The organism is Geodermatophilus sp. SYSU D01036 (assembly GCF_054050435.1).
Genome location: NZ_JBJGZJ010000010.1, coordinates 32,694 through 45,435 on the forward strand (window position 1 = coordinate 32,694; position 12,742 = coordinate 45,435).

9 protein-coding genes are annotated in these 12,742 nt (G+C 76.4%); 6 read left to right on the forward strand and 3 right to left on the reverse strand.

The window, feature by feature from the left end; translation table 11 throughout:
• Positions 1–49 precede the first annotated feature (49 nt).
• Positions 50–1,120, forward strand: coding sequence for a DUF3616 domain-containing protein (locus ACI8AR_RS12130; protein WP_457051261.1), 1,071 nt, complete (start codon positions 50–52; stop codon positions 1,118–1,120).
• Position 1,121: 1 nt separating this feature from the next.
• Here ACI8AR_RS12130 and ACI8AR_RS12135 read toward each other — a convergent pair whose 3' ends face one another.
• Complete coding sequence (locus tag ACI8AR_RS12135) at positions 1,122–2,294, reverse strand: MFS transporter (protein ID WP_457051262.1); 1,173 nt, start codon at positions 2,292–2,294, stop codon at positions 1,122–1,124.
• A gap of 138 nt (positions 2,295–2,432) precedes the next feature.
• On the opposite strand from ACI8AR_RS12135, the gene ACI8AR_RS12140 reads away from it, so the two are divergent.
• From ACI8AR_RS12140 to ACI8AR_RS12155, 4 genes are all read left to right on the forward strand, one after another.
• Positions 2,433–4,085, forward strand: a complete 1,653-nt coding sequence (locus ACI8AR_RS12140; RefSeq protein WP_457051263.1) for a carboxylesterase/lipase family protein — start codon at positions 2,433–2,435, stop codon at positions 4,083–4,085.
• Positions 4,086–4,292: 207 nt separating this feature from the next.
• Positions 4,293–5,468: an acyl-CoA dehydrogenase family protein gene (locus ACI8AR_RS12145; protein ID WP_456934886.1), complete on the forward strand. Its 1,176-nt coding sequence runs from the start codon at positions 4,293–4,295 to the stop codon at positions 5,466–5,468.
• Between the two features lie 7 nt (positions 5,469–5,475).
• Positions 5,476–6,627 (forward strand): acyl-CoA dehydrogenase family protein, encoded by a 1,152-nt coding sequence (locus ACI8AR_RS12150; RefSeq protein WP_457051264.1) that lies wholly within the window; start codon positions 5,476–5,478, stop codon positions 6,625–6,627.
• Positions 6,628–6,718: 91 nt separating this feature from the next.
• The gene (locus tag ACI8AR_RS12155; RefSeq protein ID WP_457051265.1) at positions 6,719–7,966 is read left to right on the forward strand and encodes a serine hydrolase domain-containing protein; all 1,248 of its coding nucleotides are present in this window, start codon (positions 6,719–6,721) and stop codon (positions 7,964–7,966) included.
• Positions 7,967–8,031: 65 nt separating this feature from the next.
• Here ACI8AR_RS12155 and ACI8AR_RS12160 read toward each other — a convergent pair whose 3' ends face one another.
• Complete coding sequence (locus tag ACI8AR_RS12160; protein ID WP_457051266.1) at positions 8,032–8,853, reverse strand: HDOD domain-containing protein; 822 nt, start codon at positions 8,851–8,853, stop codon at positions 8,032–8,034.
• On the reverse strand, positions 8,850–10,913 hold the full coding sequence (locus ACI8AR_RS12165) for a putative bifunctional diguanylate cyclase/phosphodiesterase (protein ID WP_457051267.1): 2,064 nt from the start codon (positions 10,911–10,913) through the stop codon (positions 8,850–8,852). The genes ACI8AR_RS12160 and ACI8AR_RS12165 overlap by 4 nt, the downstream gene beginning before the upstream one ends.
• A gap of 297 nt (positions 10,914–11,210) precedes the next feature.
• Here ACI8AR_RS12165 and ACI8AR_RS12170 point away from each other — a divergent pair, with 297 nt between their 5' ends.
• Positions 11,211–12,740 (forward strand): Re/Si-specific NAD(P)(+) transhydrogenase subunit alpha, encoded by a 1,530-nt coding sequence (locus ACI8AR_RS12170; RefSeq protein ID WP_457051268.1) that lies wholly within the window; start codon positions 11,211–11,213, stop codon positions 12,738–12,740.
• The last annotated feature ends 2 nt before the right edge of the window (positions 12,741–12,742 follow it).

Here is a 12,742-nt window from a genome sequence, read left to right on the forward strand (position 1 = left end):
CGCACGCGGGACCCCCGGAGACCGGGACCGCGTGCCAGGGTGCGCGCCCGTGAGGACAGAGCGCACGGTGACCCTCCGCTTCGGCACGGCCTCCCGGCGGAGCGCCACCCACACCAACCTCTCCGCCGTCCGCAGCGACGGGCCGGTCCTGTGGGTGGCCGGCGACGAGACCGCCACGATCGAGCGGCTGGTGGCCGACGACCCCGCCGACCCCACCTCCTTCGGCGACCAGACCACCTTCTCCCTCGCCGACCTCGTGCCGCTGCCCGGCGGCACCGGCCCCGGGGTCGCGGAGGAGGCCGACGTCGAGGGCCTGGCCCGCACCGGCGACGCGCTGTGGGCGGTCGGCTCGCACAGCCTGCGCCGCCGCCGCATCCGCGACGAGCACGACGGCGAGCAGGCGCTGCGCCGCCTGGCGCGGGTCACCGGCCAGCCGCGCCGGCAGGTGCTGGTGCGCATCCCGGTGGTCGACGTCGACGGGCTGCCCACCCTGGTCAAGGACGACGGCGCCCGCAGCGCCGCCGTCTTCGGCACCCGCGGGAAGGACCTGCGCGACCTGCTCGCCGACGACGAGCACCTCGCGCCGTTCCTCCCCATCCCGGGCAAGGACAACGGCCTCGACGTCGAGGGCATCGCGGTCTCCGGCGAGCGCGTCTACCTCGGCCTGCGCGGCCCGGTGCTGCGCGGCTGGGCGGTGGTGCTCGAGCTGCGGCCGGTGGTCGACGGGCGCGACCCCACCCGGCTGCGCCTGCGGAGGTTCCCCGACGGCCGCCGCTACCGCAAGCACGTGCTGCGGCTGGGCGGCCTCGGGGTGCGCGACCTGTGCCCGCAGGGCGAGGACCTGCTGGTGCTGGCCGGCCCGACCATGGACCTCGACGGCCCGGTGTACGTGTACCGCTGGCACGGCGCCCGCGCGGCGGAGGAGCCGACCGTCGTCCGCGGCGACCTGCTCACCCGCGAGCTCGCGCTGCCCTTCGGCGACGGCGACGACCACGCCGAGGGCATCGGCCTGCTCGGCCCGGCCGGGGACGGCCGGCTGCTGGTCGTCTACGACAGCCCGGCCCCGGCGCGGCTCACCGCCGACGGCGGCGTGCTGGCCGACGTCGTCCGGCTGCCCTGAGTCAGCCGACGCGGACCGGCCGGGCGGCGACGACCCCGGCCGCGGCCAGGCCGAGGCCCACGGCCAGCAGGAGCAGCAGCGGCGCGGTCCACCCGCCGGTCGCCTCCGACAGCGCGCCGACGACGACCGGGCCGAGCGCGCCGACGCCGTAGCCGACCAGCTGGCTCATCCCCGACAGCCGGGCCGCGGCGCCGGCGTCGGCCGCGCGCAGCACCACGAGGGTGACCGCCAGCGCGATGCCGGCGCCCTGCGCCAGCCCGCCGGCCGCCGCCCACGCGGGCCACGCCCCGGGCGCGGCGAGCAGCCCGGCGACCGGCACCACCCACAGCGCGGCGACCCCGAGCGCGAGCCCCGCCTGCCCGGAGGCGCGGGCGAGCACGGCCGGCACCAGCAGGCTGCCCGCGATGCCGAGCACCTGGTAGACGGAGGCGGCCACCGAGCCGGTGGCCGCGTCGGTGCCGGCGCGGTCGGCCAGCAGCGTGGGCAGCCACGCGGTGAGCGAGAAGTACAGCGTGGAGTGCAGTGCCTGCACCGCGGCCACCGCCCACGCGACCGGCGACCGCCACAGCGGCCGCCCGCCGGCGGAGCGGGCGGCCCGGGCGGGACCGGCGGCGTCGGCGTGCCGCGCGGCCGCCGCCCAGACGACCGCCGCGACGACGGCGAGCACCCCCTCCGCGGCGAGCGCGCCGCGCCAGCCGAGCACCGCCGCCAGCGGCGCGGTGAACGCCGCCCCCGCGGCGGCGCCGGCGACCAGGGCCGCGGTGTAGAGGCCGGTCACCGTGCCCGCGCGCCGGCCGAACCCGGCCTTGACCACGGCCGGGAGCAGCACGTTGCCCACCGTCATGGCCGCGCCGGCGAGGAAGGTGCCGGCCAGCAGCACCGGGGCGCCGTCGAGGACCCGCACCCCCTGCGCGGCCGCCAGCAGCACCAGCGAGCCGAGGACGGCCGCGCCCGCGCCGGCCCGGCGCCCGACGGCGGCCGCGGCCGGCGCCAGCAGCGCGAAGCACAGCACCGGCAGCGTGGTCAGCAGGCCGGCAGCGGCCGCGGACAGGCCGAGGTCGGCGCGGACGTCGTCGAGGACGGGGCCGACGGCGGCGATCGCGCCCCGCAGGTTGAGCGCCGTCAGCAGGACGGCGGCCAGCAGCAGCCGGCCGCCGGGCGACGCGGCCGGCACGGCCCCATCCTGCGCCGCCGCCCGCGGACCCGCCGGTTCCGGACCCGGTGCGGGTCGTGAAACACGGGTCGCTAGTGTCCCAGCTGCCCGTGGTCCAGCTCACACACCGGTGAGCTCGCGGGCGACCCAGGAGGCCCCGTGCGCATCCCCGTCCCACGATCCCTCGGCAGGTCCGTCCTCGCCCTCGCCACCGGCGCCGCGCTCGTCACCGGCGCCGTCGTCACCGCCGGCCCGGCCGCCGCGGTGCCCGGCAACGGCAACGGCGGCGGCGTCGGCAACGCCGCCCCGACGCTGGTCCAGACCGACGAGGGCAAGCTCCGCGGCACCCGGCTCGACGGCTACCGCACCTTCGAGGGCATCCGGTACGCCGAGGCGCCGGTCGGCGACCTCCGGTTCCGCCCGCCCGTGCCGGTCGCGCCCTTCCGCGGGATCGCCGACGCCACCGCCCCGCACGAGCCGTGCGCCCAGCTGGCCAACGGCACCACCAACGCGTTCCAGACCTCCAACGAGGACTGCCTGTTCCTCAACGTCACCACCCCGGCGGGCCTGGACGCCGCCCGCTCGGACCTGCCGGTCATGGTCTGGATCCACGGCGGCTCCTGGGTCTACGGCAACGGCGCCAACTACGACGCCGCGAAGCTGGCCGTCGAGGGCGACGCCGTCGTCGTGACGATCAACTACCGCCTCGGCCCGATGGGCTTCATGGCCCAGCGCGACCTGTCCGCCGCCAACGGCCCGGTCGGCTCCGGCAGCGCCGGCCTGCTCGACCAGCAGGAGGCGCTGCGCTGGGTGCAGCGCAACATCGACGCCTTCGGCGGCGACCCGGACAACGTGACGGTCTTCGGCGAGTCCGCCGGCGCCTCCTCCGTCTGCGCCCAGCTGGCCTCCCCCACCGCCGCCGGCCTGTTCGACAAGGCGATCGCGCAGAGCTACAGCTGCACCACCCCCTACGACACCCTGGACACCGAGGAGGCGACCGGCCAGGGCGTCGCGACCGCCGTCGGCTGCGCCGGCGCGGCCGACGTCGCCGCCTGCCTGCGCGCCGTGCCCGCCGAGGCGCTGCTGCGCGCCTGGCCCGGCGGCTCGTTCGTCGTCGGCGGGTCGTCGCTGCCCGAGCAGCCGGGGGCGGCGATCGCGGCCGGCCGGTGGAACCGCGTGCCGGTGGTGCACGGCAACCTGCAGGACGAGAACACGCTGTTCACCCCGCTGTCGCTGCCCGAGGCCCAGCGCCAGGCGCTGCTGTCGGCCGACCCGGCCGTGTACACCGCCACGCTGCAGCAGCGGTTCGGCACCCGGGCCGCGGCGGTCGCCGAGCGCTACCCGCTGGCGGAGCACGGCTCGACGCTGCGGGTGCTGGCGGCGGTGGCCAGCGACGTCGGCAGCGCGCTGTCGACCTGCACGCACGTGGGCGCCTACGACCTGCTCCGCGGGCAGCAGCCGGCCGTCTTCGCCTACTCGTTCCGCGACCAGGACGCCCCGGCGCTGCTGGACTTCCCGTACGACCCGGCGCGGTACGACGAGGGCGCCCAGCACGCGGGCGAGCTGCCGTACCTGTTCCCGGGCCTGTTCGGCGGCCCGCTGACCGCCGAGCAGCAGGCGCTGTCGACGACGATGGTCCGCTACTGGACCAACTTCGCGGCCACCGGGGACCCGAACGGCCGCGGCGTCCCGGCGTGGAACGCCTACCGCACCCCGGCCGACGTCCAGGGCCTGGACGTCGCCGCGCAGGGCGGCGTCGGCCCGGTCGACGTCGCCGCGGACGCGAACTGCGCCTTCTGGGCCGCCCGCTGAGCCCCTGAACGGCTCGGTACCCGAGCGGCCGAGCACCACCCCGGGCCCCGGGAGCGGCACGTCCGGTGACCGCCACCCGGGGCCCGGGGCACGTCCCGCCCCACCCGTCCCACACCCCGAGAGCCGGATCTACTGATCGGTAACAGATGTGGGATCGTCGGGGAACACGTCGAGACGGCGTCACACCGCCGTCAGGAGAGAGGTCCCATGCGGTTGCAGCTTTCCCCGGAGATGGAGGCCTTCCGGGATGAGATGCGCACCTTCTTCACCACCCAGGTGCCGCAGGAGATCCGCGACACCGTCGCGGCCCACCGCCACCTGACCCGCGACCAGTACGTCGAGGCCCAGCGCGTCCTCAACGCCGCCGGCCTGGCCGTGCCGCACTGGCCGGTCGAGTGGGGCGGCCGGGACTGGACGCCGCTGCAGCGCCACATCTGGCGCGAGGAGATGCAGCTCGCCAACGTCCCCGAGCCGCTCGCGTTCAACGCCAGCATGATCGGCCCGGTCATCGCGAGCTTCGGCAACCAGGAGCAGAAGGAGCGCTTCCTGGCCAAGACCGCGAACCTCGACATCTGGTGGTGCCAGGGCTTCTCGGAGCCCGACGCCGGCTCCGACCTCGCCTCGCTGCGCACCACCGCCGTCCGCGACGGCGACGACTGGGTGGTCAACGGCCAGAAGACCTGGACCACGCTCGGCCAGTACGCCGACTGGATCTTCTGCCTGGTCCGCACCGACCCGACCGCGGAGAAGAAGCAGCGCGGCATCTCGATGCTGGTCTTCCCGATGGACACCCCGGGCGTGACCCTCCGCCCGATCCAGCTCATCGACGGCGGCCACGAGGTCAACGAGGTCTTCTTCGAGGACGTCCGCGTCCCCGCCGAGAACCTGATCGGCGAGGAGAACCGCGGCTGGGACTACGCCAAGTTCCTCCTCGGCAACGAGCGCGTGGGCATCGCCCGCGTCGGCGCCACCAAGAAGCTGATCGCGCAGGCCAAGGCGCACGCGCGTGAGGTCGTCGTCGCCGGCCGGCCGCTGTCGCAGGACCCGCGGCTGACCGCGCGCATCGCCGAGCTCGAGAACGAGCTGCTGGCGCTGGAGCTGACCGCGCTGCGCGTGGTCGCCAACTCCGCCGACGGCAAGCCGCACCCGGCCTCCTCGGTGCTCAAGCTGCGCGGCTCGGAGCTGCAGCAGGCCGCCACCGAGCTGCTGGTCGACATCGCCGGCCCGCTGTCGGTCGCGTCCTTCGCCGACGGCGGCTCGCAGGTGCCCCAGTGGGCCCGGGTGGCCACGCCGGAGTACCTGAACTACCGCAAGGTCTCCATCTACGGGGGCTCCAACGAGGTCCAGCGGACCATCATCGCCGGCACGATCCTGGGGCTGTGAGCTAGCAGTGGACTTCCAGTACGACAGCGAGCAGAACGACCTCCGCGAGGCCGTCGCGGGCCTGCTGGGCCGCGCCTACGGCGACAGCGAGCGGCGCCGCCAGGTGGTCGCCACCGACCCCGGCTTCGACGAGAAGACCTGGGCGCAGCTGGCCGAGATGGGCGTCCTCGGGCTGCCCTTCGCCGAGGAGGACGGCGGCATGGGCGCCGGCCCGATCGAGGTGGCCCTCGTCGCCGAGGAGATCGGCCGGGTGCTCGCGCCCGAGCCGTTCGTCGAGGCCGTGGTCCTCGCCGGTGGCCTGGTCGCCGCCGTGGGCACCGCCGAGCAGCGGGCGGCGGTCCTCGGGCCGCTGTCCGAGGGCGCCAGCGTGCTCGCGTTCGCGCACGCCGAGCCCGGCACCCGGTGGAGCCCCGCGGCCGCGGCCGTCACCGCCACGCAGGACGGCGGCACCTGGCGGCTGACCGGCGTCAAGGAGCCGGTGCCGAACGGCGCCCGCGCCGACGTCCTCGTGGTCAGCGCGGTTACCGACGGCGGCACCGCCCTGTTCCTCGTCCGGGGCGACGCCGAGGGCCTGACCCGCACCGGCTACCGCACCCACGACGGCACCCGCGCGGCCAACGTCACCCTCGACGGCACCCCCGCGGAGCTGCTCGGCGAGGGCACCGCGGACCGCACCACCGACGTCGAGCGGGCGCAGGCCCTGGCCCGGATCGCCTACAGCGCCGAGGCCGTCGGGGCGATGGACACCGCGCTGAAGACGACCGCGGAGTACCTGAAGACCCGCAAGCAGTTCGGCGTCACGCTCAACCGTTTCCAGGCGCTGACCTTCCGCGCGGCGGACATGTACGTGTCCCTGGAGCTGGCCCGCAGCACCGCGCTGTGGGCGAGCATGGTGGCCGACACCGGCGGCGACGTCGTCACCGCCGCCGACCGTGCCCGGCTGCAGACCAGCCGCGCGGGCCGGCACGTCGGCAAGGAGGCCATCCAGCTGCACGGTGGCATCGGCGTCACCGCGGAGTACTCGGTCGGCCACTACACCAGCCGGCTGACCGCGATCGACCACCTGCTCGGCGACGGCGACTGGGCCGCCGACCGGCTGGCCGCCGCGGTCGACTCGTACCCGACGGTCGACCCGCTGGGCGCGCCCTACACGGGCTGATCCCCCGCAGCACCAGGCAGCGGCCGGCGTCCCCTCCCCGGGGGCGCCGGCCGCTGCCGTTCCCGCCGGCCGACCACCTAGGGTCCGGCGGGTGCTCGCCTGGCTCCTGCTCCCCGCCGTGCTCGCGACGGTCCTCGCCTGGGCCGCCGCGCGGCTGGTCCGCCGGCGCGCCCGGGGCCGCCGCGCCGGCCGGGTCGCCGCCGTCCTGGTCGCCGTCCTCGCCTGGCTGGCCGTCGCCGCGGGCGGGCTGCAGGTGTGGGCGCGGGCGTCGCTGGACTCCTCCGGCATCGCCCGCGCGGTCGTGTGGATGGACGCCGACGTCGACGACCGGCTCCGGTTCCCCGAGCTGCCGGTCCCGGCCGGCGGCACCGCGCTGCCGCTGACCGCCGGCTCCCCGCCCGGCGGCGTCCTCGAGCAGGTGGCCGTCCCCGGCGGCGGCACCGAGGACCTCGCCGCGCTGCTGGACCGCACGCAGACCACGGGCTTCGTCGTGCTGCGCGGCGACGAGGTGCTGCTCGAGCGGTACGGCGCCGGCGGCTCCCGGGAGACGCCGATGACGTCGTTCTCGGTGGCCAAGTCGGTGCTGTCCACGCTGGTCGGCCTGGCGATCGACCGCGGCGCGATCGGCGGCCTGGACGACCCGGTCACCGCCTACGTCCCCGAGCTGCTCGACCGCGACCCGCGCTTCGGCGCCATCACGCTGCGGCACCTCGTGACCATGTCCTCGGGCCTGGCCTACGAGGAGCAGGGCCTGCCCTGGAGCGACGACGCGCTCACCTACTACGACGTCGACCTGCGGCGGCTCGCGCTGTCGGCCGAGGTCGCGCGGGAGCCGGGGCGGGAGTGGCTGTACTGCAACTACAACCCGCTGCTGGTGGGCCTGGTGCTGGAGCGGGCCGTCGGCCGGCCGGTCGAGGAGTTCGCCGCCGAGGCGCTGTGGGGCCCGATGGGCGCCGAGGCCGACGCGAGCTGGAGCGCCGACAGCGCGGCCAGCGGGTTCCCGAAGATGGAGAGCGGGTTCAACGCGCGGGCACTGGACTGGGCCCGGTTCGGGCTGCTGTTCGCCCGCGAGGGCCGCGCCGGCGAGCGGCAGGTGGTGCCCGCCGCGTGGGTCGCCGAGGCCACCGCCCGGGACACCTCCGCCGACCCGGCCGAGCACTACCAGTACTGGTGGTGGGTCGACACCGAGCGCGAGGGGCGGTTCTACGCCCGCGGCAACAAGGGCCAGTACGTCTACGTCGACCCGGCCACCGACGTCGTCGTGGTCCGGCTCGGCCGCGAGGAGGGCGTCGAGGACTGGCCCGCGGTGCTCCGCGACGTCGCCGACCAGGTGAGTTGAGCGGGCGGCCCCCTGCAGGGGCCCGCCGCGAGCCTGCGGGAGGTGGGGGGCAGGGGGTCCTTCAGCTAGTCGCCCACGACGGCGCGGCGCAGGTCCTCGGCGTCGGCGCGCACCTGCTCGAGCACCGCGGTGATGCCGTCCTCCCGCAGCAGGCCGCCGCTGAGCCGCTCGACCGGCACCGGCACGTGCTCCGGGTCGGCGTAGCGGGCGCCGAGCTCGAACGCGATCCGCAGCAGGGTGCCCTCGGCGGAGGCGGGGTCGTCGACGGCGGCCAGCGGGGCGACCATCGCCGTCGGGAAGCCCCACTGCTCCAGCGCCACCGCGGACAGCCGCAGCGCGGAGATGCCGTACCGGCACACCTCCGCGGTCCGCCGGGCGGCGAACGGGCGCTGCGCGGCGGCCAGCGCGCGGTAGCCCTCGGGGTCGTCGGCGTGCAGCAGCGCCACGCCGACCTGGGCGAGCAGCCCGAGGCACAGCGCGTCCTGCGGCCGGCTCCCGAAGCGCGGGGCCAGCGCGGAGGCGGCCAGCGCGATGCCGGTGCTGCTCTCCCAGAACCGCTCGGGCAGCTGCGACTCGTCGTCCAGGCAGGTCAGCGCGACCGTCGCCATGGTGCGCACCGCGGTGAAGCCGACGACGGTGACGGCGAACTGCAGCGTCGTCGCCCGCCCGCTCATGCCGAAGTAGGCCGAGTTGGCCAGCTTCATCACCCGGCCGGCCAGGGCGACGTCGGCGGCGAGCACGTCGGCGAGGGTGCGGGCGCTGGCGTCCTCGGTGTTGGCGACGGCCACCACCTGCGCGGCGACCGGGCGCTGCGCGGCCATGGTGTCGATGCCGGCGAGCAGCCGGTCCAGGTCCACCGCCGGGCGGGACAGGGGCACCGCGGTCACCGGGCACCCACCCAGGTGGCGACCGCCGCGCCGTCCATCGGCTCGGCCAGGGAGAAGCCCTGCAGGTAGGTGGCCCCGAGCTGGCGCAGCGCCACCGCCTGCGCGGGGGTGGCCACGCCCTCGGCGACGGTGGACAGCCCCAGGCTGCGGGCCAGCGCGATGACGGCGCTGGCGATCTCGACGTGCCCGTCGGCGAGCTCGGCCACGAAGGACCGGTCCACCTTGAGGCAGTCGACCGGCAGGTGGCGCAGGTAGGCCAGCGACGAGTAGCCGGTGCCGAAGTCGTCGATCGCCAGCGCCACCCCGAGGTCGCGCAGCTGCTGCAGCAGCGCGCGGGCGGCGACGGGGTCGGTCATGAGCGCGGACTCGGTGATCTCGATCGACAGCCGGGCCGGGGCGACGCCGTGCCGGTCCAGGGCGGCGACCACCTCGCCGGGCAGGGCGGCGTCGAGCTGCAGCGCCGAGACGTTGACGTTGACCTGGGGCGGCGCGGCCGCGCCGAGCGCGCGGTCCCACTCGGCCACCTGCCGGCACGCCTCGTCGAGCACCAGCAGGCCGAGTGCGCCCACCAGCCCGCTCTCCTCGGCCAGCGGCACGAACGTCGCGGGGCTGATCGGGCCGCGCTCGGGGTGCACCCAGCGGGCCAGCGCCTCGACGGCGTCCAGCGACCCGTCGGCGGCGGAGACGATGGGCTGGTAGTGCAGGCCGATCTGCCGCCGCTCGATCGCGTCGCGCAGGTCGGCGACCAGCCGCAGCTTGTCGCGGGCCTCGGCGCGGCCGGCGCGGTCCAGCACCCGCACCCGGCCCTTGCCGCCGGCCTTGGCCTGGTACATGGCGATGTCGCAGTCGCGGACCAGGTCCGCGGCGTCGGCGTGCTCGGGGGCCTGCACGGTGACGCCGACGCTGCAGTGCGGCCGGAACCGCACGCCGGCCAGGTGCACCGGCACCGCGAGCGCGGCGACGATGCGCTCGGCCAGCGCGGCGGCGTCGGCCTCGTCGACGTCCTCGCAGACGACGACGAACTCGTCCCCGCCGAAGCGGGCGACCAGGTCGCCGGGGCGGACCGTGGCGCGCAGCCGGTCGGCGACCTCGACCAGCAGCTCGTCGCCGGCCTCGTGGCCGAGCGAGTCGTTGACCACCTTGAAGTCGTCGAGGTCCAGGAACAGGCAGGCCAGGCCGCGGCCGCCGGCGGCGAACCGGCCGGTGAGGTGCTGGTCGAGCAGCGTGCGGTTGGGCAGGCCGGTCAGCGGGTCGTGCTGGGCCTGGTGGGCCAGCCGCGCCTCGAACGCCATCCGGTCGGTGATGTCCTCGACGGTGCCGAGGAAGCCCGCGCCCGCGCCCGGCGTGAAGACGTGACCGAAGCGCAGCACGGTGGTCCGCTCGGTGCCGTCGGGGCGCACCAGGCGCGCCCGCACCTCGCCGTCCCCGCCCTCGAGGACCGCAGCCACGACCTCGACGACGGCGCCGAGGTCGTCCTCGTGCACGCAGGCGGTCCACCCGGTGCCCAGCAGGACCTCGGCGGGCCGCCCGGCCAGCCGGCAGAACGCGTCGTTGGCGTGCGCCAGCCGCATCCCCTGCTCGGACAGCAGCGTCGGGACCGGCGAGCGCTCGCTCAGGGTGGCGAAGCGGCGCTCGGCGGCGTCGGCGGTGGCGCGCAACACCCGGTCGGTCTCCGCGGTCCCGGGCGTGACGACCAGCGTCCACGCGTCCCCGCCCGGTGCGGGGGTCGCCCGCACGACGGCGTCGGTCAGGCCGCCGTCCGCGGTGCGGACCTGCAGGGCCAGCCGGGAGCTGTGCTCGCGGCGCAGCAGCAGCGGGAGCTCGCCGGCGGCGAGCGTGGGGACCAGGTCGGCGACCGGCCGCCCGGCGAGGTCCTCCGGGGCGGGACCGAGCAGCCGGACGGCGCCCTCGTTGGCCCAGGTGACCCGCGGCGTGTCCCCGATGGTCTCCGCCACGAGCAGGGCGGTCCCCACGCCCCCCGCCGCGGCGGAGAAGACCGCGGCCACCACCTCCGGGGTCACGGCACCGGCCGGACCCGTGACGGGCGGGCTGGCGGGCACGGGCGTCCTCCTGGGCTGCGGCCTGCGTGGGCGGCGTCCCCGCACGGGGACACCCCCGCTGCGTCGGCACCCGTGGGGCCGGACTCCAGCCGGGGACGCCGCCCCCTCACCCCGAGGGGTGGGTCCGGGCCGCCTGCGATCCGCGTCACGATCGGGTCCCTGGGGGCGAGGGATGCCGGGTGGGCCTGTCACCATGCAGCCCCGGGGTGGCAGAGCCCGCCTCCCCCGCAGCACCACCCAGGCCCGCCGGCAACGACGCCGGCCCGAGCTGTCGTTGGAGTGCGCGTGCTCATCGGTGTGCCCGCAGAGACCCGGCGGAACGAGACGCGGGTCGCCGCGACCCCCGCGAGCGTCGGCCGGCTGTGCGCCCTCGGCCACGAGGTCCTCGTCCAGTCCGGCGCCGGGGAGGCGGCCAGCTGCCCCGACGAGGCCTACGTCGCCGCCGGCGCGCGGATCGGGTCGGCGGCCGAGGCGTGGGGCGCCGACGTCGTGCTGCACGTCAACGCCCCGACCCCCGACGAGGTCGCCCGGCTCCGGCCGGACGCGGTGCTGGTCAGCCTGCTGGCCCCGGCCCTGGCGCCCGAGCTGCTCGACGCGCTGACCGCCCGCGGCGTCACCGCCCTGGCGATGGACGCCGTCCCCCGCATCTCCCGCGCGCAGTCGCTGGACGTGCTGTCCTCCATGGCCAACATCGCCGGCTACCGGGCCGTCGTCGAGGCCGCGCACGCCTTCGGCCGGTTCTTCACCGGGCAGGTCACCGCCGCGGGCAAGGTGCCGCCGGCCAAGGTCTTCGTCGCCGGCGCCGGCGTCGCGGGGCTGGCCGCCATCGGCGCGGCGAGTAGCCTGGGCGCGATCGTGCGGGCCACCGACGTCCGGCCCGAGGTCGCCGAGCAGGTGCGCTCGCTGGGCGGCGAGTACGTCGGCGTCCCGGCCGACGAGAGCGAGAACCGGTCCAGCGGCACCGGCTACGCCACGGTCACGTCCGAGGACTTCGACGCGCGGGCCGCGGTCATGTACGCCGAGCAGGCCCGCGACGTCGACGTCGTCATCACCACAGCGCTCATCCCCGGCCGCCCGGCGCCCCGGCTGCTCACCGAGGACATGGTGGCGAGCATGAAGCCGGGCTCGGTGGTCGTGGACATGGCCGCCGCGCAGGGCGGCAACGTCGCCGGCTCGGTGCCCGACGAGGTGGTGGTGACCCCGAACGGCGTCACGATCATCGGCTACACCGACCTGCCGGCCCGGCTGCCCGCGCAGTCCTCGCAGCTGTTCGCCACCAACCTGGTCAACCTGCTCACGCTGCTCACCCCCGGCAAGGACGGGCGGCTGGTCCTCGACATGGACGACGTCGTGCAGCGGGCGATGACCGTGACCCGCGACGGCGAGCTGCTGTGGCCCCCGCCGCCGGTGCAGGTCTCCGCCGCCCCGGCCGCCGCCGCGCCGCCACCGGCGCCGCTGCCGCCACCGGAGAGGAAGGCGGCGACGCCCCAGCGGCGGGCCGCGCTGGTGGGCCTGGCCGCCGCGCTGCTGTTCCTGCTGGCCGCCTTCTCCCCCGACCAGCTCATCGGCAACCTGACGGTGTTCGCCCTCGCCGTCGTCGTCGGCTTCTACGTCATCGGGCACGTGCACCACGCGCTGCACACCCCGCTGATGAGCGTCACCAACGCGATCTCCGGGATCATCGTGGTCGGCGCCCTGCTGCAGCTGGGCCACGTCAGCACCGTGGTCACCGTGCTCGCGTTCCTCGCCGTCCTGCTGGCCAGCATCAACGTGTTCGGCGGCTTCGCGGTGACCCGCCGCATGCTCGGCATGTTCCGGAGGGCCTGACC